The 24,988-nt window shown below is 71.7% G+C and carries 28 protein-coding genes; 18 read left to right on the top strand and 10 right to left on the bottom strand.

Features of this window, described 5'->3' with window-relative positions; all coding sequences use genetic code 11:
• Window positions 1-44 precede the first annotated feature (44 nt).
• Window positions 45-989, top strand: coding sequence for an NAD-dependent epimerase/dehydratase family protein (locus tag ACFPQ9_RS32565; protein ID WP_380861529.1), 945 nt, complete (start codon window positions 45-47; stop codon window positions 987-989).
• An 80-nt stretch (window positions 990-1,069) separates the two neighbouring features.
• Here ACFPQ9_RS32565 and ACFPQ9_RS32560 read toward each other — a convergent pair whose 3' ends face one another.
• Both ACFPQ9_RS32560 and ACFPQ9_RS32555 read right to left on the bottom strand, forming a co-directional pair.
• Window positions 1,070-1,333, bottom strand: a complete 264-nt coding sequence (locus tag ACFPQ9_RS32560) for a GlsB/YeaQ/YmgE family stress response membrane protein (protein WP_380861527.1) — start codon at window positions 1,331-1,333, stop codon at window positions 1,070-1,072.
• 70 nt (window positions 1,334-1,403) lie between these two features.
• Entirely contained in the window at window positions 1,404-1,979 is a 576-nt protein-coding gene (locus ACFPQ9_RS32555) for a nucleoside/nucleotide kinase family protein (protein ID WP_380861525.1), read from the bottom strand.
• A gap of 82 nt (window positions 1,980-2,061) precedes the next feature.
• On the opposite strand from ACFPQ9_RS32555, the gene ACFPQ9_RS32550 reads away from it, so the two are divergent.
• Window positions 2,062-2,799 (top strand): phosphotransferase, encoded by a 738-nt coding sequence (locus ACFPQ9_RS32550; protein WP_380861523.1) that lies wholly within the window; start codon window positions 2,062-2,064, stop codon window positions 2,797-2,799.
• A 116-nt stretch (window positions 2,800-2,915) separates the two neighbouring features.
• Window positions 2,916-3,683, top strand: a complete 768-nt coding sequence (locus ACFPQ9_RS32545; protein WP_380861933.1) for an ArsR/SmtB family transcription factor — start codon at window positions 2,916-2,918, stop codon at window positions 3,681-3,683.
• 107 nt (window positions 3,684-3,790) lie between these two features.
• On the opposite strand, the gene ACFPQ9_RS32540 is transcribed toward ACFPQ9_RS32545, so the two are convergent.
• Both ACFPQ9_RS32540 and ACFPQ9_RS32535 read right to left on the bottom strand, forming a co-directional pair.
• Window positions 3,791-4,231 carry an SPW repeat protein gene (locus ACFPQ9_RS32540; RefSeq protein WP_380861521.1) on the bottom strand — a complete coding sequence of 147 codons (441 nt, stop codon included), beginning with the start codon at window positions 4,229-4,231 and terminating at the stop codon, window positions 3,791-3,793.
• A gap of 121 nt (window positions 4,232-4,352) precedes the next feature.
• A complete protein-coding gene (locus tag ACFPQ9_RS32535; protein WP_380861519.1) occupies window positions 4,353-5,723 on the bottom strand; it encodes a cryptochrome/photolyase family protein in 1,371 nt (456 codons plus the stop codon).
• Window positions 5,724-5,986: 263 nt separating this feature from the next.
• Here ACFPQ9_RS32535 and ACFPQ9_RS32530 point away from each other — a divergent pair, with 263 nt between their 5' ends.
• Window positions 5,987-6,154, top strand: coding sequence for a hypothetical protein (locus ACFPQ9_RS32530; RefSeq protein ID WP_380861517.1), 168 nt, complete (start codon window positions 5,987-5,989; stop codon window positions 6,152-6,154).
• A gap of 61 nt (window positions 6,155-6,215) precedes the next feature.
• On the opposite strand, the gene ACFPQ9_RS32525 is transcribed toward ACFPQ9_RS32530, so the two are convergent.
• Complete coding sequence (locus ACFPQ9_RS32525; RefSeq protein ID WP_380861515.1) at window positions 6,216-7,256, bottom strand: acyl-CoA dehydrogenase family protein; 1,041 nt, start codon at window positions 7,254-7,256, stop codon at window positions 6,216-6,218.
• A gap of 99 nt (window positions 7,257-7,355) precedes the next feature.
• Between ACFPQ9_RS32525 and ACFPQ9_RS32520 the strand changes: the two genes are divergently transcribed.
• The 10 genes from ACFPQ9_RS32520 to ACFPQ9_RS32475 all read left to right on the top strand — a co-directional run bounded on the left by ACFPQ9_RS32520 (window position 7,356) and on the right by ACFPQ9_RS32475 (window position 18,137).
• Entirely contained in the window at window positions 7,356-7,739 is a 384-nt protein-coding gene (locus ACFPQ9_RS32520; protein ID WP_380861513.1) for a YciI family protein, read from the top strand.
• A complete protein-coding gene (locus ACFPQ9_RS32515) occupies window positions 7,739-8,932 on the top strand; it encodes an RNA polymerase sigma factor (RefSeq protein WP_380861511.1) in 1,194 nt (397 codons plus the stop codon). Before ACFPQ9_RS32520 ends, ACFPQ9_RS32515 begins: the two co-directional genes overlap by 1 nt.
• A 132-nt stretch (window positions 8,933-9,064) precedes the next feature.
• Window positions 9,065-9,835, top strand: a complete 771-nt coding sequence (locus ACFPQ9_RS32510; RefSeq protein ID WP_380861509.1) for a GntR family transcriptional regulator — start codon at window positions 9,065-9,067, stop codon at window positions 9,833-9,835.
• Window positions 9,836-9,922: 87 nt separating this feature from the next.
• Entirely contained in the window at window positions 9,923-10,150 is a 228-nt protein-coding gene (locus ACFPQ9_RS32505) for a 4Fe-4S dicluster domain-containing protein (protein WP_031480193.1), read from the top strand.
• Between the two features lie 14 nt (window positions 10,151-10,164).
• On the top strand, window positions 10,165-11,538 hold the full coding sequence (locus tag ACFPQ9_RS32500; RefSeq protein WP_380861506.1) for an ABC transporter substrate-binding protein: 1,374 nt from the start codon (window positions 10,165-10,167) through the stop codon (window positions 11,536-11,538).
• Window positions 11,535-12,377 (top strand): ABC transporter permease, encoded by an 843-nt coding sequence (locus ACFPQ9_RS32495; RefSeq protein WP_380861504.1) that lies wholly within the window; start codon window positions 11,535-11,537, stop codon window positions 12,375-12,377. The genes ACFPQ9_RS32500 and ACFPQ9_RS32495 overlap by 4 nt, the downstream gene beginning before the upstream one ends.
• Window positions 12,374-13,168: an ABC transporter ATP-binding protein gene (locus ACFPQ9_RS32490; RefSeq protein WP_380861502.1), complete on the top strand. Its 795-nt coding sequence runs from the start codon at window positions 12,374-12,376 to the stop codon at window positions 13,166-13,168. The genes ACFPQ9_RS32495 and ACFPQ9_RS32490 overlap by 4 nt, the downstream gene beginning before the upstream one ends.
• Window positions 13,169-13,475: 307 nt before the next feature.
• A complete protein-coding gene (locus tag ACFPQ9_RS32485; RefSeq protein ID WP_380861500.1) occupies window positions 13,476-16,223 on the top strand; it encodes a fumarate reductase/succinate dehydrogenase flavoprotein subunit in 2,748 nt (915 codons plus the stop codon).
• A 259-nt stretch (window positions 16,224-16,482) separates the two neighbouring features.
• Complete coding sequence (locus tag ACFPQ9_RS32480) at window positions 16,483-17,193, top strand: chitinase (RefSeq protein ID WP_380861498.1); 711 nt, start codon at window positions 16,483-16,485, stop codon at window positions 17,191-17,193.
• Window positions 17,194-17,231: 38 nt separating this feature from the next.
• On the top strand, window positions 17,232-18,137 hold the full coding sequence (locus ACFPQ9_RS32475) for an aldo/keto reductase (protein WP_380861496.1): 906 nt from the start codon (window positions 17,232-17,234) through the stop codon (window positions 18,135-18,137).
• A 19-nt stretch (window positions 18,138-18,156) separates the two neighbouring features.
• On the opposite strand, the gene sph is transcribed toward ACFPQ9_RS32475, so the two are convergent.
• Both sph and ACFPQ9_RS32465 read right to left on the bottom strand, forming a co-directional pair.
• Window positions 18,157-19,143, bottom strand: a complete 987-nt coding sequence (gene sph / locus ACFPQ9_RS32470) for a sphingomyelin phosphodiesterase (protein WP_380861494.1) — start codon at window positions 19,141-19,143, stop codon at window positions 18,157-18,159.
• A 120-nt stretch (window positions 19,144-19,263) separates the two neighbouring features.
• The gene (locus tag ACFPQ9_RS32465; protein WP_380861492.1) at window positions 19,264-19,722 is read right to left on the bottom strand and encodes a pyridoxamine 5'-phosphate oxidase family protein; all 459 of its coding nucleotides are present in this window, start codon (window positions 19,720-19,722) and stop codon (window positions 19,264-19,266) included.
• Between the two features lie 134 nt (window positions 19,723-19,856).
• Here ACFPQ9_RS32465 and ACFPQ9_RS32460 point away from each other — a divergent pair, with 134 nt between their 5' ends.
• Both ACFPQ9_RS32460 and ACFPQ9_RS32455 read left to right on the top strand, forming a co-directional pair.
• A complete protein-coding gene (locus tag ACFPQ9_RS32460) occupies window positions 19,857-20,243 on the top strand; it encodes a VOC family protein (RefSeq protein ID WP_380861490.1) in 387 nt (128 codons plus the stop codon).
• A gap of 56 nt (window positions 20,244-20,299) precedes the next feature.
• Window positions 20,300-21,370, top strand: a complete 1,071-nt coding sequence (locus ACFPQ9_RS32455; protein ID WP_380861488.1) for an adenosine deaminase — start codon at window positions 20,300-20,302, stop codon at window positions 21,368-21,370.
• A 13-nt stretch (window positions 21,371-21,383) separates the two neighbouring features.
• Here ACFPQ9_RS32455 and ACFPQ9_RS32450 read toward each other — a convergent pair whose 3' ends face one another.
• Window positions 21,384-21,887, bottom strand: coding sequence for a mycothiol transferase (locus ACFPQ9_RS32450; protein ID WP_380861486.1), 504 nt, complete (start codon window positions 21,885-21,887; stop codon window positions 21,384-21,386).
• 25 nt (window positions 21,888-21,912) lie between these two features.
• Window positions 21,913-22,800, bottom strand: a complete 888-nt coding sequence (locus ACFPQ9_RS32445) for a LysR family transcriptional regulator (RefSeq protein ID WP_380861484.1) — start codon at window positions 22,798-22,800, stop codon at window positions 21,913-21,915.
• 137 nt (window positions 22,801-22,937) lie between these two features.
• On the opposite strand from ACFPQ9_RS32445, the gene mgrA reads away from it, so the two are divergent.
• Entirely contained in the window at window positions 22,938-23,930 is a 993-nt protein-coding gene (mgrA, locus tag ACFPQ9_RS32440) for an L-glyceraldehyde 3-phosphate reductase (RefSeq protein WP_380861482.1), read from the top strand.
• Here mgrA and ACFPQ9_RS32435 read toward each other — a convergent pair.
• Window positions 23,920-24,207 carry a DUF1905 domain-containing protein gene (locus tag ACFPQ9_RS32435; RefSeq protein ID WP_380861480.1) on the bottom strand — a complete coding sequence of 96 codons (288 nt, stop codon included), beginning with the start codon at window positions 24,205-24,207 and terminating at the stop codon, window positions 23,920-23,922. The two genes, mgrA and ACFPQ9_RS32435, sit on opposite strands and share 11 nt — an antisense overlap.
• A gap of 309 nt (window positions 24,208-24,516) precedes the next feature.
• Here ACFPQ9_RS32435 and ACFPQ9_RS32430 point away from each other — a divergent pair, with 309 nt between their 5' ends.
• Window positions 24,517-24,927, top strand: a complete 411-nt coding sequence (locus ACFPQ9_RS32430; protein WP_380861478.1) for a hypothetical protein — start codon at window positions 24,517-24,519, stop codon at window positions 24,925-24,927.
• The last annotated feature ends 61 nt before the right edge of the window (window positions 24,928-24,988 follow it).

Raw genomic sequence — 24,988 nt, 5'->3', positions numbered from 1 at the left:
GCCGCGGATGTCACATCCGGTTCCGGTCGATTCGTCGCAAGGTCATGACGACGAACCACAGTGACGACAAGGGCACCGGCCGGACGATCCTCCTGGCGGGCGCCGGTGGTGTCCTCGGCCGGCACATCACCCGGGCCCTGACCGAGGCCGGCCACCAGGTCACCGGTCTCGGGCGCGGCGCGCGCAACGACATCCGGGCCGACCTGATGGATCGGGACGCCCTGCTGCGTGCCGTCGACGGGCACCACTTCGACACGGTGATCCACGCGGCGACCGTGCTGAGCAAGCCACCCATGCGCCATCGCGACATGCACGCCACCAACGCGTTGCGCATCGACGGAAGCGCTCACCTCGTCGAGGCGGCGACGGCCACCGGTGCCCGGCGGCTCGTGGCGGAGTCGATGGTCTTCGGGTACGGCTACGGCGACCACGGCGACCGCACGGTCACCGAGGACGACCCCTTCGGTCCGCGCGGCCGCACCCCCGAGCTGGAGAAGCACATCGAGGGGATGCGCGTGAAGGAACGACTCACCCTCGAAACCCCCGGCCTCGAAGGCATCGCCCTGCGCTTCGGTCTCTTCTACGGCCCCGGCGGCACCGACGCCCTCCTGCCCATGCTGCGCAAGCGGCAACTGCCCGTTCCGGCCGACCACGGCAGGGTCCTGCCCTGGATCGAGCTCACGGACGCCGCCCGAGCGGTGGTCGCCGCCGTCGAACGCGGGCGCCCCGGCCAGGCGTACAACATCGCCGACCGGATGCCGGTGGGGTTCGGGAGCCATGTTCGGTGTGTGGCCGAGGTGTTCGGGCTGCCGAGACCGATGACCGTACCGCTGTGGCTGATGCGGCCCCTGTCGTACGCGCACACGATGATGTCGGCGACGCTGCGGGTGTCCACGGCGAAGGCCGAGCGTGAACTCGGCTGGACGCCCGTCCATCCGACGGTCCGCGACGGCCTGGCCGCGATGCGGGCCGCCGGGGCCGCCGCCTGACAGGGGGCGCCGAGCGGAGTCGGGCGCCGCGGAGCCCGTATCACCGGCGCGGCGCCCGCTCGTTGTCCCCGGATGTGGTGTCAGCGGTGTGCCTTCGTCCGGTCCAGCGCGGCGACGCCCAGTGCCGCGAGACCGATCTGGATGAGCCACTCGATCCAGTCCACGCCGTCGGTGTCGGCCACGTCGAGGCCGGCCGCGAGCGCCGAGCCGAGCAGCGCGGCCACGATGCCGACAAGGATCGTCCACAGGACACCGATGCGCTGACGACCCGGAACGACGAGCCGGCCGAGCACACCGATGACGATGCCGATCACGATGGCACTGATGATGCCCGAGATCTCCATTTCGCCCCTCTTCCTCCTGTCCCCGCAGTCATACGAGTTCCCCCTGGAGAGAGGGACAGTCAGATCGGCTTCAGTCGGCGACGCGGATCCGACCGGTCGTCGGCGCGGGGACGTCCACGGCCCACCCGGTGGCGGCCGCCACCTCCGTGGCGATGTCGGTGACCGTGCGGCCGTCGGTCGGCACGCGCAGCACGTCCGCGGGCGCCTGTTCGTCCAGGAGCCGGGCCTTGCGCCGGCTGCCCCGCACCTCGTGCTCCAACTCGGAGCCCAGCTCGCGCCGGGTCAGCCGCTGTTCGGCCGTCTCGTCGGTCGCGGTGAGCAGGACCCGTACGAGCCGTACGTCGTCCCCCATGGCGCGGCGGAACATCGGCGCGGCCACGTCGAGCACGCTCACGGTGTTCGTGTAGACGAGACGCCGGCAGCCGAGCTCGGCGTAGTTCGCCCACACCGCGGCCAGGTTCCGTGCGGTGATGCCGGCCCGGTGCGCGTCGCCCGGCGGCGCCGGATGGACGGCGCCCATGAAGTCGCCGTCGATCACCGCGTGCTCGACCCGCGCGGCCCGCAGCCGGGCCGAGACCTCCCAGCCGACCGTGGTCTTCCCGACCCCGGCACGCCCCCCGATCAGAAGTACCTCGGCGTGATCCATACCGGCAGCGTGCCCGGGTGCGGGCAGGCTCGTCGAGTGGTTTTGTGGGCTGATCACCGGCTGATCGGCGGAGGTGCGAAGGGTGGAGCGGGTGCTCGGCGGCGGAGCCGTCAACAAGGTCGTGCGGGTCGGGAGCACGGTGCGGCGACCGCCGCACGAACGGTCGGTTTATGTGCGGGAGTTGCTCGAACTCTTCGAGTCCCGGGAGTGGGAAGGCGCCCCGCGCCACATCGGGACGGACGAGCGGGGGCGGGAGGTGTTCTCTCACCTGGAGGGGCGGGCGGCCGTCACCGCCGCGGAGCGGGCCGCGGCCCGCACGGACGCGGCGCTGGTGCGGGTGGCCCGACTCGTGCGCGCCGTCCATGACCTGACGCACGGAACCCCGTCGGCCGGTGACCGGGACGTCGTGTGCCACAACGACCTCGCCCCGAGGAACACGGTCTACACGGTCGAGGGCGCCGACTGGTGGCCGACCGCCTTCGTCGACTGGGACCTCGCCGCACCCGGCGAGCGCGTGCACGACCTCGCCCATGTGTGCTGGCAGTACCTGGATCTCGGACCGGGCGTCACCGACGTGTCCGAGGCGGCCCGGCGGATCGCCCTGGTCCGTGAGGCGTACGGGCCGTGCGACGGCGACGAGGTGCTCGTGGACACGATCCTGTGGTGGCAGGACCGCTGCCGGCGGGGCATCGAGGCGGGCGCCGAGCGCGGTGAGCCGGCCATGGTGGGGCTGCGGGAGCGCGGGGCCCTGGTCGAGGTGCGCGACGCCTACACGTGGACGGCCGAGCACCGGCGTGAGCTGAGGGCGTTTCTGCTCTGACATCGTGCGTCCGCCCCTGCGCGAGGGCCTCGCTGGGCTTGCGTGGGCATGCCATGGTTGACATGCAGGCAATTGCCTGCATAACGTGGAGTGTGCGATCAGAGAGCGACCCCGCGATGGACAAGGTCTTCAAGGCGCTGGCCGACGCCACGCGCAGACGGCTCCTGGACGGGCTGCACGAGGACAACGGGCAGACGCTGGGGGAGCTGTGCGCGCGCATCGACATGACACGTCAGTCGGTCACCCAGCACCTGGGCGTCCTGGAGGCCGCCAACCTGGTCAGCACGGTGTGGCGGGGGCGGGAGAAGCTGCACTACCTCAATCCTGTCCCGCTCCACGAGATCCAGGAGCGGTGGATCGACAAGTTCGAGAGCCCGCGCCTGCGTGTGCTCGGGGCCGTGAAACGACGAGCCGAGGAAGCCATGACCGACAAGCCCACATTCGTCTACGTCACCTACATCGAGAGCACGCCCGAGAAGGTCTGGGACGCCCTCACCGACGCCGACCTGACCGCCGCCTACTGGGGCCACAGCAATGTCTCGGACTGGCGGCCCGGTTCCCGCTGGGAGCACGTGCGCACGGACGGCTCGGGCATCGCCGACGTCGTCGGCACCGTCGTGGCAAGCGAACGCCCGACGCGGCTGGTCACCACCTGGGTGGCGCCGGACGAGGAGGGACAGCAGGACAAGTACTCCCGGGTCACCTTCGACATCCGGCAGCACGCCGAGATCGTCCGGCTCACCGTGACCCACGAGGACCTTGCGGACGAGAGCGCGCGTGCCGATGTGTCGTCCGGCTGGCCCGCCGTGCTGTCCAACCTCAAGTCGCTGCTGGAGACCGGCCACGTCCTGCCCCAGGAGCCGTGGCTGATGCCGGTCCACTGAACGGAGCCCGTCGAGGTGCGGCGTCCGAGCGGGGCCCGGGATCCGGACGCGAGAAGGCCGGTCCGCGGGTGCGGACCGGCCCCTTTGTCTGCCTCTCCCGTGTGCCGCTACGGCCTGGGAGTGCTCTTCGCCGCCGTGCCGGCGCACATCAGCCCCAGGACCACGGCCAGCGCGCCGATGATGATGTTGTTCACGATGACACCGGCGTCCGGGCTGTCCCCGACCACCCACGGTGCGATGATCATCCAGACGCCGATCGCGCAGAAGGCCCAGCTGAGGCCGTACATACGCTCTGGAGCCCGGGTGAACCCGAGGGCCAGCAGGCCGATCGATATCCCCACGATCAGGTTGTGGGTCACGAGCGCCGGCTGGCTCGTCGTGTAGTGGAGTATCCAGGGGGATACGGCGCAGTACAGACCGAGCAGGAACACCGGTCCGTCCAAGAGCGTCACATCACGACCACCGAGCATGCGGGCGTAGCGCTCCCGCATCTCGGATGCATCGGGGTGGCTGGATATGTCACCTCTGGTGGGCGAGACGTTGGCCATGACTCGTCTCCTTTGACTCGCAGGCCTGACCGCTACTGGTGCGGTGTGCGGTAAGCGCCGCCTCAGGCCATTCTGCGCTTATTTTTTCCTTATGTGTAGAGGTGGGAGGTCTGCGGGGGCCTCACCGCCCGCGGGCCTGCCGGAAGCGGGCCAGTCCGGCGGAGAGGTCGATGACCGGGTCCGGGTAGTCCAGCGCGGCGCGCTCGTCGGCCGGCAGTCGCCATGGCTCGTGCACCGCGCGCCCCTGCACCCCCTCCAACTCCGGCACCCAGCGCCGGACATAGCCGCCGTCGGGGTCGAAGCGCCTGGCCTGTGTGATCGGGTTGAGTACGCGGTTGGGTCGGGTGTCGGTGCCGGTCCCGGCGACCCACTGCCAGTTGAGCTGGTTGTTGGCGACATCGCCGTCGACCAGCAGGTCCAGGAAGTGCCGGGCGCCGACCCGCCAGTCGACGTACAGGGTCTTGACGAGGAAGCTCGCCGTCAGCAGGCGTCCGCGGTTGTGCATCCAGCCCTCGTGCCGCAGTTGGCGCATCGCGGCGTCGATGACGGGATAGCCGGTGCGGCCTTCCTTCCACGCCGCGATGTCCTCCCGGGCCTCCCGCTCGGACCGCCAACGGTCGTGCCGGGTGCGGTAGTCGGCGGTGCCCGCGTCCGGCCGCGCCGCGAGGACCTGCCGGTGGAAGTCGCGCCAGGCGAGCTGCCGTACGAACGCCTCGGGGCCCGGCCCGCCGGCCCGGCGTGCGCGGTGCACCAGCTCCACGGGGGAGAGCGTGCCGAAGTGCAGATGGGGGGAGAGCCGGGAGGTGGCGTCGCCGGCGAGGTCGTCGTGGCGTTCCTCGTAGACGGCCACCGGACCGCGCAGCCAGGCGCCGAGCCGCTTGCGGCCCTCCTGCTCGCCTCCCGTGGCGAGCCCCGCCGACAGTCCCGGCACACCGTAGCGGGAGGGCAGCGGCTCGGAGCCGACGCCGTCCGGGACCCTTACCGTGCGCGGTGCGGCGAGCGCGTCCCGCAGCGATACGTCGGACCAGCGCCGGAAGTACGGAGTGAAGACGGCGAAGTGGTCCGAGCCGGCCGGAGTCACCGTGCCGGGCGCGACGGCGCCGGTCACGGTGTCGTGCACGTGCAGCCGTACCCCCGCCGCCTCCAGGGCTCGCCGCAGCCGTTCCTCACGCCGCTGGGCGTGGGCGCTGACGTCGGACGCCATGTGCACCTCGTCCGCGTCGGCCTCGGCGACCACCTCGCACACCCGGTCGACGAGGTCGCCCGCGCGCACGACCAGCCGGCCGCCCCGCTCGCGCAGCCCGGCGTCCAGGTCGCGCAGACAGTCCGCGAGAAAGGCCAGCCGGTTCGGTACGGCGAACCCGGCCCTGTCCACCGCCCGGTCCCGCACGAACAGCGGAACCGTCCGCTCGGAGCCGCCGAGGGCCGCACGCAGGGGCGGATGGTCGTGCAGACGCAGATCTGAGGTGAACAGGACGACCGAGGTGCGCATGTCGCTTACTCCGTGCAGTCGGGGGCTCTGATCCGCTAACCGGCGGATGCGGTCGATGGGGACGGCGGGGAGGCCAGAGAAATGTGGGCGCCGGCCGGCGCCGGCCCGGGTGCGCAGCGAATGAGCGGTAGCGGGGAGGGGCCGACGTCCGTCGGAGAAAGCACCAACGGGTGAACATGTTCACGCCCAAGGCGGGCAGGCGGAGTGTAGGAGGCGACTACTCGGGCCACCAGCGAAGCCCGAGTCCGGAGGTGTCTGCCGCTATGGGCGCGAAGGTGTTGGAGCGGTTTCCCGCGGGGGCTCCGCGCGGATCGTGGCCGGCGGAGGAGTACGCGGCCCGGTGCCGCGACCACGGTGAGCCGGCCACTGTCGTGATGGACCTGAAGTCGGACGCCTTCCTCGTCGTGGTCCCCACGCGCGACGAGGACTGAGCGGACGTCCGTGCGCCGGGCGGAATTCAGGGACCGCCCGGCGTACGGTCCCGCGCAGGACCTAGGAGGCGTGCGCCACGAGCGCCTCCAGATGCGCCCCGCGCGACTGCGCCGTCTGGCCCTGCACCAGCAGGAACAGGGCTTCCCGCGCCAGACGTTGCGCCGGGCCGGCCAGCGACAGCGACCGGCCGCCACCGGCCACCACCGCCGCGGTGGTGGCCGTACGCATCAGCTCGGCGGCCCGGATACGCAACGTCAGACGCTCCGCCAGATGCTCGTCCGCGGCGGAACGGTCGGCCAAGTCGTAGGCGCCGCCGCGGATTTCCGACAGCCGAGTGCGCAGCGGTCCGGCGGTCTCCTCGTCCAGCAGCGTCAGCGCCGCCTCGGTGATCCCGATCACCGCCGGGGACGTCTCGACGGTCTTCGCGCGGTCCGTGTCGGCCCACTCCTCGTACGGTTTCCGCAGGGCCACCGCATCCGCCGGCAGCCACAGCCCGTCCAGCTCCAGCGACACCGTGCGGGAGGCGGTGAGCGCCGCGAGCCGCATCGGCTCCGAGGCACGCAGCCCCGGCTGCTCCCGGGCCTCGGTGAAGGCGAAGACCACCTCACCGCCCTCCGTGACCCCCGCGAGCAGCATCACGTCGTTCAGACCCCAGCCGGTGTACCAGGGCACCGTCCCGTCGAACCGCCACCCGTCGCCCTCCCGGGTGACCCGCACCGGCGTGCGCGGATACGACCGCAGATGCGCGTACGCCACCCCTGACAGCAGCTCGCCGCGGGCCAGCGGACCCAGCAGCTGTTCCCGCACCGGCCCCTCGCACCCGGTCAGGGCCGCGACCGGCGTGTGGTGCTGGGTCTGCACGAACCAGGTCGAGCAGCAGGCCCCGGCCAGGATCTCCGCCGTACGCCGGGCCACCGCCGCGGGGGCCGCCCATCCGCCGTACGCCTCCGGCGCGCTCACCCCGAGCAGCCCCGAGCGCCTGATCGCGTCGAGGTGACTGGCGGGCAGGCCCTCCTGGTCGACGCGTTCCGCCGACGGGGCCAGCACCTCGTGCGCCAGGCGGTGGGCGCGGGCGACGAGGGGATGCTCATTCATGGTCATGGACGAAATTCTTCCGGCGCCGTCGTGCGGGGTGTCGATTCCGGGGTGTGTCGTTCGTGTAGGAGGTGAGAGAACGCGACGACGCCCGAGGAGGCCGTCATGAAGTACTACCTGCTCAATGTGATGCAGCCGGTGGGGGAGCGCCCGGCCCCCGAGGTCCTCGCCGGGATCGAGAAGAACCTCGACACCCTCAACCGCGAGCTGCGCGAGGCGGGCGCCTGGGTCTTCGCCGGCGGACTGCACGGCCCGGAGTCCTCCACCGTGCTGCGACCCCGCGACGGGGACGTCCTGATCACCGACGGGCCGTACGCCGAGGGCAAGGAGATGCTCGGCGGAATCAGCCTCATCAAGGCCCCCGACCTGGACGCGGCCCTGGAGTGGGGCCGCAGGCTGGCCCTGGCGACGACCCTGCCGATCGAGGTGCGGCCGTTCATGGGCGAGGCCGGGGACCACGACGCGGTGGACCGCGAAGCCGGCGCCTGATGACGGTCCCTGACGTCGAGGCCGTCTTCCGTGCGGAGTACGGCCGCGCGGTCGCCGTCCTCGTCCGCTTCCTCGGCGACATCGACCTCGCCGAGGAGGCCGTGCAGGACGCGTTCACCACGGCCCTGCGGCGCTGGCCGGAGACCGGTGTGCCACCGAGCCCGGCCGGCTGGATCATCACCACCGCCCGCAACCGTGCCGTCGACCGGCTGCGCCGCGAGGCCGGCCGGGGCGAACGCCACGCCCAGGCGGCCCTGTTGCACGCCCCGGACGCACCGCGCGAGGAGGGCCCCGTGCGTGACGAACGGCTCCGGCTCGTCTTCACCTGCTGCCACCCCGCCCTCGCCGTCCAGGCGCGGGTCGCCCTCACCCTGCGCCTGCTCGGCGGACTCACCACCGCGCAGATCGCACGGGCCTTCCTGGTGCCGGAACCGACGATGGCCCAGCGCCTGGTGCGGGCCAAGGCGAAGATCCGCAACGCCGGCATCCCCTACCGCGTGCCGCGCGACGCCGACCTGCCGGACCGGCTCCCGGGGGTGCTGGCCGTCCTCTACCTGATCTTCAACCAGGGGTACGAGGGCGAGGCGGCCCTGTGTGCGGAGGCCGTACGGCTCGGCCGTCTCCTCGCCGACCTCATGCCGGACGAACCCGAGGTCGCCGGGCTGCTCGCGCTGATGCTCCTCGTCGAGTCGCGCCGGCCCGCCCGGCAGGACGAGCACGGCGAACTCGTGCCGCTGCCGGAACAGGACCGCGGACTGTGGGACCGGGAACTGATCGCCGAAGGGCAGTCACTGGTCCGCCGATGTCTGCGACTCGGCCGGCCGGGGCCGTACCAGATCCAGGCCGCGATCCAGGCCGTGCACAGCGACGCGATGAGGCCAGGGGACACGGACTGGGGTCGGATCCGGCAGCTCTACGACCAGCTCATGGCCGTCGCCCCGAGCCCGGTCGTGGCCCTGAACCGGGCGGTCGCCGTCGCCGAGACCGAAGGCCCGGCCCGGGCCCTGGACCTCGTGGACGCGCTGGACCTCGACGGCTACCACGTCCTGCACGCCGTCCGCGCCGACCTGCTGCGCCGCCTGGGCCGCGACACGGAAGCCGTGCGGGCGTACGAGCGAGCCGTGGAACTCTCCGCGAACCCGGCCGAGCGCGCCTACCTCGAACGCCGGCGCCGGGAACTCGTCCGCACGTGATCCTGCGCAGGCGGTGGCGAAAGTGCCTCCACGGCCCCACGAAGGTGCACGTCAGCGGCCGGGTGAGGGGTACTCAGGTGGCGCAATGATTCAGTAACACCACTGCGCCCGCACCGTCGGTATGGTCACCGCATGCCAGCAGAACGAATCCGCGAGCACACCGCCCCGCTCGCCGCCGCCCGTCGCCGACGGCTGCGTGCGGACCGGGCGCGGCAGCTCGCGGACCTGCTCCGGCACCTGGTCCTGACCGGGGGATTTCCCAGCGGCGCACTGCCCCACGAGGACGTGCTCGCCGCCGACTACCAGGTGTCGCGCAACACCGTCCGGCACGCCCTGGACCTGCTGCGCGCCGAACGACTCGTCGAGCGGCTGCCCGGTGTCGGCACCGTCGTCGTCGCCGAGAAGTACCCGCACGGCCTCGACCGGCTCATGGGACTCGCGGAAACCCTGCGGGAACACGGCCGCGTCACCAACGAGGTACGCACCATGGGTCCCGTCGCCGCGCCCGCACCCGTGGCCGAGCGGCTGCGGCTGCCCACCGGCACCGACGTGCTCTACATCGAGCGGCTGCGCCGCCTGAACGGGCTGCCGCTCTCGCTCGACCTCACCTATCTGCCCCTGGACATCGGCGGCGAGCTGCTCGGCGCCGACCTGGAGAACACCGACGTCTTCCGGTTGCTGGAGCAGATCACCGGGCAGCCGCTCGGGCACGCCGAGATCACCCTTGAGGCCGTCAACGCCGACGCGCACTCCGCCACTGTGCTCCAGGCGCCGCGCGGCACCGCCGTGCTGATGCTGGAGCGCCTGACCCACCTGAGCGACGGCAGGCCCGTGGACCTGGAGTTCATCCGGTTCCGCGGCGACCGGATCGCGATGAGCGGGCTGCTGCGCCGCACCGTGTGAACCGGCCGCGGCGCCACCGGGCCCGCCACTCCGCGCTGCGAGCGCGGACCTTCCCTCACCCCTAGCAGGACCTCACTGGAGACAGCCATGCCCTTGGTGCCCCAGCGGGCCGACGTGCCCGTGACCGTCGACGAGTCGAAGTGCATCGACGGCTGCACGCTCTGCGTCGACATGTGTCCGCTGGACTCCCTGGCGATCAACCCCGACAGCGGCAAGGCGTACATGCACGTCGACGAGTGCTGGTACTGCGGCCCCTGCGCCGCCCGCTGCCCCACCGGGGCCGTCACGGTCAACATGCCCTACCTGCTTCGGTGAAAGGCGCACCCTCGATGAAATCCCCGGCCCGCAAGAAACGCACGACGACCGCCGCCCTGCTCGCGGCCACCGTCGTCGGCACCCTCGTCACCGGCTGCGGCGGCGACGCGTCCGCAGGCGACGCCACCCATGTCACCGTCACCGTCGGCTATCAGTCCAAGACCATCAACACCGTCACCGCAGGCACGCTGCTGCGCTCCCTCGGCTACTTCGAACGCGAACTCGACGCCCAGGGCAAGCGCGACGGCATCACCTACAAGGTCGAGTGGCAGGACTACGCCACGGGCGCGCCGATCACCGCGCAGATGACCGCCGGGAAGATCGACATCGGCTCCATGGGCGACTTCCCGCTGCTCATCAACGCAGCCCGCGGCAAGCAGCTGAACCGCCCCACCCGGCTCGTGTCGGTCACCGGCTACAACCTGCGCGGCGCCCTCAACACCGTCGTCACGGCACCGCAGTCGAAACTCGGCTCGCTCAAGGATCTGAAGGGCAAGTCCGTTTCCACCAGCGTCGGTTCCGCGGCCGACGGAACCCTCGTACGGGCGCTCCAGGAAGCCGGTCTTGACCCGAACGAGGACATCCGCAAGCTCAACCAGCAGCCGGCGGTGGGTGCGTCGGCACTCCAGGCGGGCGGCGCCGACGCCCTCTCGCAGTTCGTCGCCTGGCCAGGACTCCTCGCCTTCCAGGGCAGGGCCAAGGCCCTGTACGACGGTGCCGAGCTGAACCTGCCGACCTTCCACGGAGTGACGGTCCGTCAGGACTTCGCCGAGCAGCGGCCGAAGGTGCTCGACGCCTTCCTCGCGGCCCAGATCGACGCCACGCGGTACCTGAACGACCATCCCGTGGAGGCCGCCGAGAAGGTCGCCGACGCCACCGGCCTGCCGCCCGAGGTGGTCTACCTGTACAACGGCAGCGGCGGCATCGCCACGTTCGACCCGGCGGTCAGGCCCGAGCTGGTCGCCGCGCTGAAGAAGGACGTCCCGGTGCTGCGGTCGGCGAAGCTCGTGGGCGACGTCGACGTGGAGTCCTTTGTCGACGACGGCCCGCTCAAGCGGGTGTACGGCGGCGAGTACGCCGAGCACCTCGCCGCCACGCCGGACCCCTCACGCAGCGAGGTCTGGCTCAAGGGCGAGGACGGCACCCGTGACTTCGACTCCCCGTCCGCGCTGCTGAAGTTCGTCGCGGGCCACAAGGACCAGGTGCGGGCCGCCTACGTCCCGGATGCCACGACCGGCACCCGCTGGTACGCGGACAAGGCCGTGTGGGTACGGGACGGCAAGGAGCTGAGCCCCTTCGTCACGGCGTCGGCGGCTCGCGCGTACACCCAGGCCCACCCCGGCGCCCGTACGGTGTCCTACGCCACCGCACTGGAGCAGGCGTCATGACCACGCTGACCGCTCCGGCGAGGGAGGCCTCGCCGGAGCCGGCACCCGCCCGGCGCACGTACCGCTTCCGGCCCGCCGTACGCGCTCTTTCGCTGCTGGCGGCGCTGGGGCTGTGGCAGCTGCTCACCACGCTGGACGTCCAACTCTGGCTTCGGTTCGACCAGTTCCCGTCCGTCACCGACGTGGCCCGCGAGTTCGGGCAGCGGCTCGGCGACGGGGCGTACTGGCAGGACGTCGCCGACAGCCTGCGCCGGATCGTCACCGGCTTCCTGCTCGCGGCCGCGCTCGGTGTCGCCGCGGGCGTCGCCGTCGGACGCTCCCGCTGGGCCGCGGACCTGATCGGACCGGTCCTGGAGGTGCTGCGGCCCGTCCCGGCCATCGCGCTGGTCCCCGTGGCGATCCTGCTCTTCCCCAGCAACGAGCAGGGCATCGTCTTCATCACCTTCACCGCCGCGTTCTTCCCGGTGCTGGTCGCCACCCGGCACGCGGTGCGCGCGCTCGCCCCGGTGTGGGAGGAGGCGGTGCTCACCATGGGCGGCGGACGGTGGCGGGTGCTCGCCTCCGTGGTGCTGCCCGGCGCGCTGCCGGGGATCTTCGGCGGTCTGTCGGTCGGGATCGGCGTCTCGTGGATCTGTGTGATCTCCGCGGAGATGATCTCCGGCGAGTACGGGATCGGCTACCGCACCTGGCAGGACTACACCGTCATCGACTACCCGGGCGTCTTCACCGGCATCGTCAGCATCGGCCTGCTGGGCTGGCTGACGTCCACCCTGGTGGAGCTCCTGGGACGCCGGTTGACGCACTGGCTGCCGCGACGTGAAGGGGAGGCCGCGTCATGAGCACGGGAACGGACATCGCGACCACCACGACGCCGGTCGAACGGCCCGCCCCGGGGGCACGGCTCGGCCTGACCGGGGTACGGCTCGGACGGCCGGGCGCCGTGGTGCTGCACGACCTGGACCTCGAAGCGGCCCCGGGCGAGATCCTGACCGTCGTCGGCCCGTCCGGGTGCGGCAAGTCGACCCTGCTGCGGACCCTGGCCGGGCTGCTGCCGGCGCTCGCCGGACAGGTCGTGCAGGACGGGCTGCCCGTCACCGGGCCCGGCGGCGACCGGGCGCTGATCTTCCAGGAGGACGCCCTGCTGCCATGGCGCACGGCCCGCGCCAACGTCGAACTGCCCCTCGCCATCCGAGGACTTAGCCGCGCCGAACGCACCGCCAGGGCGCGGGAGTGGCTGGACCGGGTCGGACTCGCCGGTCTGGAGCGGCAGTTGCCGCACCGGCTCTCCGGCGGGCAGCGCCAGCGGGTGCAGCTGGCGCGGGCGCTCGCCGGGCAGCCGCGTGCCGTACTGATGGACGAGCCCTTCGGTGCGCTCGACGCCCAGACCCGGTCCGGTATGCAGCAGTTGCTGGTGGAGGCCCTGCACGGGACCGGTGCGACGGTCGTCTTCGTCACCCACGACGTGGACGAGGCGCTGTTCCTCGGCGACCGGGTGGCACTGCTCGCCGACGGCGGCCTCACCGGGATCCGGCAGGTGCCGCGGCCGCGTGACCGCGCCGCCCACGACGACCCCGCGACGAGGGCCCTGCGCCGCGAGGTTCTGGATTCCCTCGGCACCACGACGCTCTGAGGATCGCCTGAGAGGTCGGGTCCTCGGGTCCGTCGGCGGCCGCGGGTCCGTGGGGCCCGTTCGCGCAGTTCCCCGCGCCCCTGAGCCCGCCTCACGGCCCCCCACCCAGAGGCGCGGGAACTCCGAGCGACCCGTCCACGCGACCCGTCACACGCGACCTGCCACGCGACCCCGTCCACGCGGCCCGCCGGCCGGCCAACCGGGCCCCCGACCCGTCAGGCCGATCAGACCCGTCCGTCACGCCCCCGGCAGGGCCGACCCCCGACCCCCGACCCCCGCCCTCCCGCAAGCCCGAAAGGCCCCCGCCATGTCCCCCGCCTCCCTGACCCGGATCCCCGCCCTCGACTCGGCCGAGGAACTGAGCTGCGATGTCCTGGTGATCGGCGGCGGCACCGCCGGCACCATGGCCGCGCTGACCGCCGCCGGGCGCGGCGCGTCCGTGCTGCTGCTGGAGAAGGCGCACGTCCGGCACTCCGGAGCGCTGGCCATGGGCATGGACGGTGTCAACAACGCCGTCATCCCCGGTCGCGCCGAGCCCGACGACTACGTCGCCGAGATCACCCGCGCCAACGACGGCATAGTCGACCAGTCGACGGTCCGTCAGACCGCCGTGCGTGGTTTCGAGATGGTGCGGCGGCTGGAGTCGTACGGGGTGAAGTTCGAGAAGGACGAGCACGGCGAGTACGCGGTCCGCCAGGTGCACCGCTCGGGCTCGTACGTGCTGCCCATGCCCGAGGGCAAGGACGTGAAGAAGGTCCTCTACCGGCAGCTGCGCAGGCGGGAGAACCGTGAGCGGATCCGGATCGAGAACCGGCTGATGCCGGTGCGCGTCCTGACCGCCCACGGCAAGGCGGTCGGGGCCGCCGCCTTCAACACCCGCACCGGCGAATTCGTGACCGTGCGCGCGGGCGCAGTGATCCTCGCGACCGGCGCCTGCGGCCGGCTCGGGCTGCCGGCGAGCGGCTATCTGTACGGCACGTACGAGAACCCGACCAACGCGGGCGACGGCTACGCGATGGCCTACCACGCGGGCGCCGAGCTCACCGGCATCGAGTGCTTCCAGATCAACCCGCTGATCAAGGACTACAACGGCCCGGCCTGCGCCTATGTCGCCAACCCGTTCGGCGGCTACCAGGTCAACCGGCACGGGCAGCGGTTCGTCGACTCCGACTACTGGTCCGGGCAGATGATGGCGGAGTTCGCCGCCGAGGTCGCCTCCGACCGCGGCCCCGTCTACCTCAAGCTCAGCCATCTGCCCGAGGAGTCGGTCTCGGCCCTGGAGTCGATCCTCCACTCCACAGAGCGCCCCACCCGCGGCACCTTCCACGCCGGACGCGGCCACGACTACCGCACCCACGACGTGGAGATGCACATCTCCGAGATCGGCCTGTGCGGCGGCCACTCCGCCTCCGGGGTACGGGTCGACGACCACGCCCGTACGACCGTGCCGCGCCTGTACGCGGCCGGTGACCTGGCCTGCGTACCGCACAACTACATGATCGGGGCGTTCGTCTTCGGTGACCTCGCGGGCGAGGACGCCGCTCAGTACCGTGCGTACGAGGGCGAGTTGCCGCGAGAGCAGCTCGCCGAGGCCCACGAGCTGATCTACCGGCCGCTGCGCAACCCCACCGGCCCGCCACAGCCGCAGGTCGAGTACAAGCTGCGGCGCTTCGTCAACGACTATGTCGCCCCGCCCAAGAGCGGCGCCCGGCTGTCCCTGGCGCTGGAGCACTTCGAACGGATGCGGGACGAGATCGCGGACATGGGGGCGAGCACGCCCCACGAGCTGATGCGCTGCGCCGAGGTGTCGTTCATCCGCGACTGCGCGGAGATGGCGGCCCGCTCCTCCCTCGCCCGCACCGAGTCCCGCTGGGGCCTCTACCACGAGCGCCTCGACCACCCGCAGCGCGACGACACTGACTGGCTGCACCACCTCGACCTGCGCAAGGGCCCCACCGGCGCCATGGAGTTCACGGCCCGTCCCGTCGCGCCCTACCTGGTCCCCGTACCCGAGTTCACCCCCACCGGCGGCCCGGACCGGGACCTGGGTGAGGTGCACGCGCTGCCCACGGCGACGGCCGGGGGCGCGGAGGTGCCCCCGGCGGTGCCCACCGTCGCCGTCTCCGTCCCCGGTACGACCCACGGTGCCTCCGCACCCTCCCGGGAACGCCTTCTCGAACTCGTCGCGCTCACCGAGGAGGAACCCGACCTCCAGGCCCTGGAGCCCTATCTCAAGGACCCGGACCCCGCCGTCCGACTCGGCGCCGTGACGGCACTGACCGAGACGGCCCCCGCCGGGGCGGGTCCCGCGCTGGCCCACGCCCTGCTCGACGGCGACGCAGAGGTGCGCGCCGCTGCCGCCGCCTCGCTGCGTGAACTGGCGGAAGTCCTGCCCGCCGAAGCGGAGCTGCGGGCGCCGCTGCTCTCCGCCTTGGCGGCGGCCGACCCTGTGCCGCGCGCCGCGGCCCTGGACGTGCTGCGAGCCCTGCGCCTGGGAGACGCCGCCCTGTTCACCGGGGCGCTGGCCGACCAGGACATCGAGGTGCGCCTGGCCGCCGTACGCGCGCTGGTCTCGGTGGATGCGGCCGACGCCCTGGCCCGGGCGGCCGCGGACACCGCACGCGAGGTGCGGGTCGCGGCCGCCCGCGGATTCGCGGCCTTGGCACCGCACTTCACACCCCCGGCGCAGGGCACACCGGCCGCCCTGCGCCACCTGATCCACGATCCCGACATCCTGGTACGCGCCGCCGCCCTGGAGACCTTGGGCGTCCTCGGCTGCCCCGAGGAACTCCTCGCCACCGTGACGGCGGCGCTCGGCGACCCGGCCTGGCAGGTTCGCGCGGGTGCCGCGAAGGCCCTCGGCGGGGCGGCGCCGGAGGGTGGAGTGCCCGGGCTCGCCGGGCTGTTGCGCGACACCGACGCCGACGTACGCAAGGCCGCGGTGCTCGGTCTGCTGCGGCACTCCGTGCACGCCGACGCCCGCGCGGCACTGGCCACGGCGGTCAACGACCCCGACGCCGATGTGCGCGCATACGCGGGGCGCGCGGCGCGCTGACCTGGCCCGCGTCCCTCGACTCCCGGGGCGGCCGGGCGTGTTGCTCCTCGCCATGCCCGGCCGCTCGGACGGCTTTGGTCTATACCTTGTCTGGTCTACACCCTTGACTGGTACATACCAAAGGGGTTGAGTGTGTCTCCACACCCCCCACCACGGCCGCCCCCACGCCGTGGCCGACTCGGTCGGCGCGAGCGCACGAGGTGCTGATTCGACCGGCCCTCGTCCGGGTGCGGCCGTGCTCCGCAAAGGAGTTGATCCTGTGAAGAGGCGTCGTATCGCCGCACTTGTCTCCTCACTGGCCCTGGGCAGCGCCGCACTGCTGTTCCAGCCGGCCCCGAGTGCGTCCGCCGCCGGCTTCGTCGTCAGCGAGGCACAGTTCAACCAGATGTTCCCGAACCGGAATCCCTTCTACACGTACAGCGGGCTGACCGATGCCCTCAGCGCCTACCCGGGTTTCGCGAACACCGGCAGCGACACCGTGAAGAAGCAGGAGGCGGCGGCCTTCCTCGCCAACGTCAACCACGAGACCGGCGGTCTGGTCCACATCGTCGAGCAGAACACCGCCAACTACCCCCACTACTGCGACCGGAGCCAGCCCTACGGCTGCCCCGCCGGCCAGGACGCCTACTACGGCCGGGGCCCGATCCAGCTGTCGTGGAACTTCAACTACAAGGCGGCCGGCGACGCGCTCGGCATCGACCTGCTCAACAACCCCTGGCGGGTGCAGAACGAGTCGGCCGTCGCCTGGAAGACGGGGCTTTGGTACTGGAACACGCAGACCGGCCCCGGCACCATGACCCCCCACAACGCCATGGTGAACCAGGCCGGCTTCGGCCAGACGATCCGCTCCATCAACGGCTCCCTGGAGTGCGACGGCAAGAACCCCGCGCAGGTGCAGAGCCGCGTCGACGCCTACAACCGGTTCACGTCCGTCCTCGGCGTCTCCCCGGGCGGCAACCTCTACTGCTGAGGCCCCCGCGTGCCCGAGTCGTGTGCGAGACTCCGCCGATGACCTCGGAAACGATCACCGCGGACGCCGCGGGCACCTGGAAATTCGGCGACCTGTCCGTGAGCCGCGTCGGCTTCGGCGCGATGCGGCTCACCGGCAGCGCCGCCTTCCACCACGGGACGCCGAGCGACCGTGAGCGCTCGATCGCCGTACTGCGCAAGGCGATCGACCTCGGCGTCGACCACATCGACACGGCGGCCTTCTACTTCTCCGCCACCCGCTCCGCCAACGAACTGATCAACACCGCCCTGGCGCCGTACCCCGACGACCTGGTCATCGCCACCAAAGTGGGCCCGTTCCGCGCCTACGACGGCGAGTGGGGCACCTCGGCCCGCCCCGACCGACTGCGCGGCCATGTCGAGGAGAACCTGCGCCAGCTCGGCCGCGACCACCTGGACGTCGTCTATCTGCGCCGCATGCGGCAGGACTCCATCGCCGAGCACTTCGGCGCGCTGGCCGAGCTGCGGGAGGCGGGACTGATCCGGCACCTCGGCATCTCCGCCGTCGAGCCACGGCACCTCGCCGAGGCGCAGGCCATCGCGCCCGTGGTGAGCGTGCAGAACCGGTACGCCCTCGACCGGCCCGACCCCGAGGCCGACGAACTGCTGCGCCTGTGCGGTGAGCAGGGCATCGCGTTCGTGCCGTTCTACGCGGTGGCCGGGGAAGCGGGGGAGCGGGGCGCGACCGCCGCCCACGACGACGAGGTGCGCGCCGTGGCGCGGGCGCACGGCGCGAGCCCCGCCCAGGTGCGCATCGCCTGGACCTTGCACCGGGGCCGGCACGTCCTCGCGATCCCCGGCACCGGGAACCCCGGCCACCTGACCGAGAACGTGGCGGCGGGAGCCCTGCGCCTGACGGACGACGAGGCGGCCCGGCTCGACGCGGCGCGAGAGAGCGCCGGTTGAGCCGGACCGCCGGCATCGCTCAGCCCGTGTATCCGGTCACCGGGTAGTGGTCCGACAGGTTCGTGTAGGTGTAGTCGGTGCCCCAGCTGGTCACCGTCCAGGGCGCGCTCTGCTCCTTGACGACCTCGTTCTTCCAGACCGTGGGACGGGCATGGCCCGCGCGGTGCAGGACGTAGTCCAGGTCCTCGCGCGGGTCGTCGGGGTAGCGGTCGTGGGCTATGGAGTTCTCCGTCGTGTCGAAGGAGTACGGGTGCCCGGTGCGGGCGTCGGCGCCCACCAGACCGCCGTCGGCGAGCATCGAGGCGTACTCGGGCGTGCGCGAGTCGACGTTCAGGTCACCGGCGAGGACCACCTGCTCGTTCGCCGGGATGTTCTTGCCGTCCAGGAACGAGTCGATCGTCCTGAACTGCCGGCCGCGCATCGCGGCGGCCTCACCGGCGTCGCAGCCGGGGTCCGTCGACTGCGCGTGTGTGCCGACGACATGCACCTTGGTGCCGTTCACGTTCAACACCACGTAGGCGAAGCCCTTGTTGGACCACCAGTCCGCGCCGCAGGCGTCCTTGTAGACCCACTGCTCCTTGCGCAGGATCGGCCACTTGCTGAGGATCGTGACCCCGCCGTCCTCGGGTGTGGTCGCCGAGTACGCGCCACCGGTGGCGTCCCAGCCGCTCTTGGTGCGCCCGACCACCGGGGTCTGGTACGGGTAGCGGCCGGCGAGGGAGCTCTTCAGTGCGTCCGAGGAGGAGTTGTCGAACGCCTCCTGGAGGACGACGACGTCGTTGCCCTGGACGAAGGGCGCCTTGGCGATCTCCGTGGCCCGGTGGTCCTGGCCCCAGTTCGGGTACAGGGTCTTGCTGAACAGGAAGACGTTGTACGTCAGCACCTTGAGCGGCGGTGTCTGCTCGGCGGCGGACGCGGCGGGCGCCGAGCCGATGAGACCGGCGGTGGCGAGCGAGAGCGCTAGCACGGCCGAGCCCTGTGCACGGCGATGTGCGAAGAGCGTCACTGGATCTCCCTGTGATCGAAGGGGGTTGAGTGGCGCCGCACATCAAACCATCAGGGATTACCCTGAGGTAACACTCGTGCAGGCATTGGATGTCGCGGGGACGTACGCCCCGGAACTTGTTCAGACAAGCCAAGTTCCGTTTCGCATCAGATGCCGCTGCGGCAGCTCGCGCACCTCGTGCCAAGCCTGCACCGCGTGCGGGCGGACCCGGTAGTAGGCGTACCTGGCGGAGTCGCCGCGAGGGTCCCAGCCCGTCTTCACGCGGAACGCCTCGGCCGCCGCGGCCGGCACCTCCTCGCGCGTGTGGACGTCGACCTCCCCGTCGATGAGCACGACATCACGTGTGTCCCCGAGAGCCAGCCGGGTGCGGCGGCCGCTGCCGAGGTTGCGGCCCGTGGGGTTGCCCGGGCGGGTGGCCGGCCAGAGCGCCTCGCCGTCCCGAACGAACCACAGCGCGACCAGGCAGGGCACCCCGTCGCCGTCCGCCGTTGCCACCCAGATGTCGGTCTCCCGCTCCAGCCGGTCCAGAACGTCCCGCTTGCGACGCTCGCGGCCGCGCGGCTCATCCATGATCGTCATGCCGGGAACGCTGGTCGCCGGCCGCCTGCCGCACCTCGGCCGGCGGACTTAGGACTCAGGTCCCGGTGATGACTGGCGCCGTGCAAGTTTTACGTATAACCTCTCCCGTCAATCGAACCTCCCGGAAGGCCCCGATGAGACGCATCGCCCTGGTCACCCTCGTCGTCGACGACTACGACGAGGCGATCCGCTTCTACACCGAAGCCCTCGGCTTCCGGCTCGTCGAGGACACCCCGCGCCCGGACGGCTCCCGCTGGGTCGTCGTCCGGCCCGGCGATCAGGGCACCGGGCTGGTGCTGGCCCGGGCCAAGGGGGACGAGCAGAGTGCCCGGGTCGGCGACCAGACCGGCGGACGGGTCGGGTTCTTCCTGCACACCGACGACTTCGCCCGCGACCACGCCCGGATGCTCGCCGCCGGCGTGACCTTCCTGGAGGAGCCGCGCCACGAGCCGTACGGCTCGGTCGCCGTCTTCCAGGACCTGTACGGCAACCGCTGGGACCTGCTCCAGCCCGCGGACTGATCCCCTCCCGCTTCACCCGCCGCTTCGAACCGCCCCGCTCAGAGAAAGACCGCAGCATGAACGCTACGCGTGTAGACGACGATGTGATCCGCCGCCTCCCCAAGGCCGTCCTGCACGACCACCTCGACGGCGGTCTGCGCCCCGCCACCGTGGTGGAGCTCGCGGCCGAGGTCGGCCACACCCTGCCCACCACCGACCCGGACGAGCTCGCCGCCTGGTACTTCGAGGCCGCGAACTCCGGTGACCTGGTCCGCTACATCGCCACCTTCGAGCACACGCTCGCCGTGATGCAGACCCGCGAGGGCCTGCTGCGCACCGCCGAGGAGTACGTCCTCGACCTGGCGGCCGACGGTGTCGTGTACGGCGAGGTGCGTTACGCGCCCGAGCTGAACACCAACGGCGGGCTGACCATCCCCGAGGTCGTCGAGACCGTCCAGGAGGGCCTCGCCGCCGGCATGGCCAAGGCCGCCGCCGCGGGCACCCCGGTGCGTGTGGGCACCCTGCTGTGCGGGATGCGGATGTTCGACCGGGTGCGCGAGGCCGCCGACGCGGCCGTGGCCTTCCGGGACGCCGGAGTCGTCGGCTTCGACATCGCCGGTGCCGAGGCCGGCTTCCCCGCCGCCGACCACCGGGACGCCTTCGAGCACCTGCGCCGCGAGAGCGTGCCGTTCACCATCCACGCCGGTGAGGCCGACGGCCTGTCCAGCATCCACCAGGCCCTGCAGATCTGCGGCGCCCAGCGCATCGGGCACGGCGTGCGCATCACCGACGACATCGTCGACGGCAAGCTCGGCCGCCTCGCGAGCTGGGTGCGCGACCGCCGAATCGCCCTGGAGATGTGCCCGACGTCCAACCTCCAGACCGGCGCCGCCACCTCCATAGCCGGGCACCCGATCACCGCGCTGAAGGACCTGGGCTTCCGGGTCACCCTCAACACCGACAACCGTCTGGTGTCGGGGACGACGATGACCCGCGAGATGTCGCTGCTGGTCGAGGAGGCCGGCTGGACGGTGGAGGACCTGCGCACGGTCACGCTGAACGCCCTGAAGAGCGCCTTCATCCCGTTCGACGAGCGCAAGGCCCTCATCGAGGACGTGGTCCTGCCGGGGTACGCGGCACAGCTCTGAGGGGGCTCGCGGGCTACGACAGCAGCCCGCGGACGTAGGCGGCCTGTCCGACGTGCTGAAGATCGTCGGACAGGACGCTGACCAGCCGTACGCCCAGGGTGACCGGCGGATCCCAGCGTTCGTCCACGACCCGCTCCAGATCCTTGGCGGCCACCTCGCGCAGCTGCCCCAGGGTCTGGGCGTGCACGGCGTCGTAGTAGCCGGTCAGCAGGTCACCGGAGTCGACCCGCACCTTGGCGACCTTCGCCGGGGTGTGGCCGTAGCCGGTGTCGTGGCGCGGCAGGTCGAGGCCGAAGGTCTTCTGCCAGTCCTGCGTCAGCCACACCTGGTCGAGCTCGAAGGCGCCGGCGATGTGGTCGTCCTGGATGCGGGTCAGATGCCAGATCAGCCAGGCGACGGAGTTGGCGTCGGGGGAGGGGCGGGTGCCGAGCTCGTCCGGGCCGAGGCCCTCGACGGCGGCGTGGACCTCTTCCTGGATGCGGTTGAACCCGTCGATGAGGATGTCCTTCGCATGCATGGCTCCACCATCGCGCACCCGGCCCTCAGGCGCCTTCCGTTTCCAGCAGCGCCATCAGCGCCCGCGCCGCCGGACTGGTGGCCTGCGCGGGCGGCAGCAGGGCGACCGTCTCGTAGACGGTCTCGCCCGTGCCCTTCACCGGCAGGGCGGTCAGGGACGGCCGCTTGTGCCGGAAGTGGCGCGGCACGACGGCGATGCCGAGGTCCTCGTCCACCAGGTCCAGCAGGCTGTGCACGTCGTTGACCTCCAGGGACACGGTCCGCCGTACGCCCGCGGCGGCGAACACCGCGTCGGTGGCGCGGCGCGGCCCCCAGTCCGGGTGGAAGTCGACGAAGACCTCCCCGCCCAGGTCCTCCGGGGTGACCGCGGCCCCGGCCACGGCCAGGCGGTGGCTCGGATGGCACAGGACGGTCATCGGCTCACTGGTCAGCGGTACGACCCGCAACTGGTCGGTGTCCTCCTGCGCCGTCCGCACGGCGAAGGCCAGATCGAGGCGGCCGGCCGCGACTTCCTCCGCCAGCGCCCCCGAGCCCGCCTGCCGCAGACAGATCTCCACGTCCGGATGCTCCCGCCGGAAGGTCGCGAGCAGCCCGGCCACATGCACCCCGGCGATGCACTGCTCGGACCCGAGCGCCAGCATCCCGCGCAGCACGCCCTGCACCGCGGCCACCGCCTCGTGGGCGGAGCGCACCTGGGCCAGGATCCGCTCGGCCTCGCACAGCAGGGCCCGGCCGGCCGGGGTGAGCGTCACCCGGCGGGTGGTGCGCACGAACAGCGGGGTCTGCAACTCCCGCTCCAGGGCCCGGATCGAGGCCGAAAGACCCGACTGGGACACCATCAGACGCTCGGCCGCCCGGGTGAAGTGCTGGTCCTCGGCGACCGCGACGAAGTGCTGGAGATGACGCAGTTCCATGATTGAGCAGCGTATCCGCTGAATCCCATCTGATTTACCTGTTGGACCACTGCCCGCAGGTCGCGACAGCATGGGCGGTGACTGGAACACCGGCTCCTCGGAGCCGTCATCCGTGTGCCAACCCCTCTGGAGTCGCGTTGTACACCGCACACACCGACCGCTACGCGGACATGCCCTACCGGCGCACCGGACGCAGCGGCCTCAAGCTCCCCGCGCTGTCCCTCGGCCTGTGGCACAACTTCGGTCCGGACCGCCCGGTGGAGACCCAGCGGGCCATCCTGCGCCGCGCTTTCGACCTCGGCGTCACCCACTTCGACCTGGCCAACAACTACGGTCCGCCGCCCGGCGCCGCCGAGACGGCGTTCGGCGAGGCCCTGCGGACGGACTTCGCGCCGTACCGGGACGAGATGATCATCTCCACCAAGGCCGGCTATCTGATGTGGCCCGGCCCGTACGGCGAGTGGGGCTCGCGCAAGTACGTGCTGTCCTCGCTCGACCAGAGCCTCAAGCGGATGGGCCTGGACTACGTCGACATCTTCTACTCGCACCGCCCGGACCCGGAGACTCCGCTGGAGGAGACGATGGGCGCCCTGCACTCGGCGGTGCAGCAGGGCAAGGCGCTCTACGTCGGCGTCTCCAACTACTCGCCCGAGCAGACCCGCGAGGCCGCCCGCATCCTGGGCGAGCTGGGCACCCCGCTGCTGATCCACCAGCCCGCGTACTCGATGCTGAACCGCCGCCCCGAGGAGGAGGGCCTCCTCGACGCCCTGGACGAGCTCCAGGTCGGTTCGATCGTCTTCTCCCCGCTGGCGCAGGGCCAGCTGACCTCCCGCTATCTCGACGGCATCCCGAAGGACTCGCGGGCCGCCGGCGCCAGCCCGTTCCTGAACGCCGACGCGATCACCGACGAGCTGCTCGGCAAGCTGCGCGCGCTCGACGAGATCGCCAAGTCCCGGGGCCAGACGCTGGCCCAGCTGGCGCTGGCGTGGGTGCTGCGCGGCGGCCGGGTGACCTCCGCGCTGGTCGGCGCGAGCAGCGCGCGGCAGATCGAGGACAGCGTGGCCGCGACCCGGAACCTGGACTTCGACGCGGAGGAGCTGGCCCGGATCGAGGCGGTGCTCAAGGGGTGAGCCGTTCGGTCAGGTGAACGGTCACGGAGTCGCCCTCCTGCTTCCCGATGGCCTTGCGGATGTCCGCCTTGACGGGAAGCTTGTGGGTGCCGTCACCGAGAGCCATGAACGAACTCCGGAACGGATGTCCGTCGACCGTCCCACGGATCTTGACCAGTCCGCGGGTACCGAAGTAGTCGACGGACTCCGGCCACACGACATAGGTCCAGCCGCCCTTGCTCGGGCTCTTGCGCAGGACAGCGGTGAATTCCGCGTCCACTTCGGTGCTCGTGGTCATGACGGTCTCCGTTTCGCGGCGGTCTCCTGCCTTCACCGGTTCAGACCGCCGCGAGGCGCGGAACTCATCGCTCACGCCCGCCTGCGCCTTCTCCTCGGTCCGACGTGTGCCCGCCGCATTCCGGCCAGCAGCGCCGGTGAATATGCCAGGAGAGTGGCCGGAAATCCGTGGTGACAGTGTTTCAGCAGTGAACATACTCAACTACGTGGGCGCGTCACATGGGGCGACCGCGCCCTCACGCACCGCTCACGAGCCGCACCGGAAGCGAGGTCCGCCGACAGGCGAACACGGCACCACGGGGGAGGCTACGTGCACGACGAGTTCCTTTGCCATGTCACCGCGTACGGCGTCTGCGACGGGCGGCGGATCGGCGTACCCCTGGGAACGTACCGGGCCCCCACCCTGGCCCTCGCCCTGTGGTGGTTACGCGACCGGGCTTCCTGGATGGCCGAGCGATTAGACCCGCGACCGGAGGCCGAGCACTTCCCGCCCAGCTCGCTCGTCCCGGTCGCCGACACCGTTCCCGACGTCCCCGCCGCGCTGCGCGACTGGTGTGGCGACGTCGACCGGCAGGAGCTGGTCGCCGACGAGCTGGCGGCCGGCCGGCTGGTGAGGATCGCCGTGAGTGACGAGACCACCGAGTACGAACTGCTCGCCGAGTCCGTGGACGCACTGCGTATGCAGCGGACCGTCCCGGCCCTGGTCGTCCCCGTCGCCTGACCCCCGTACCGAAGCGATTCCCGCCCTGCCGAACGCCCTGGCGCACACAGGCGCATACAGG

This window comes from Streptomyces coerulescens, from assembly GCF_042657965.1.
Taxonomy (GTDB): Bacteria; Actinomycetota; Actinomycetes; order Streptomycetales; family Streptomycetaceae; genus Streptomyces; species Streptomyces coerulescens.
The sequence above is the reverse complement of the archived record's forward strand: the minus strand, read 5'-3'. Positions and strand labels throughout refer to the sequence as shown.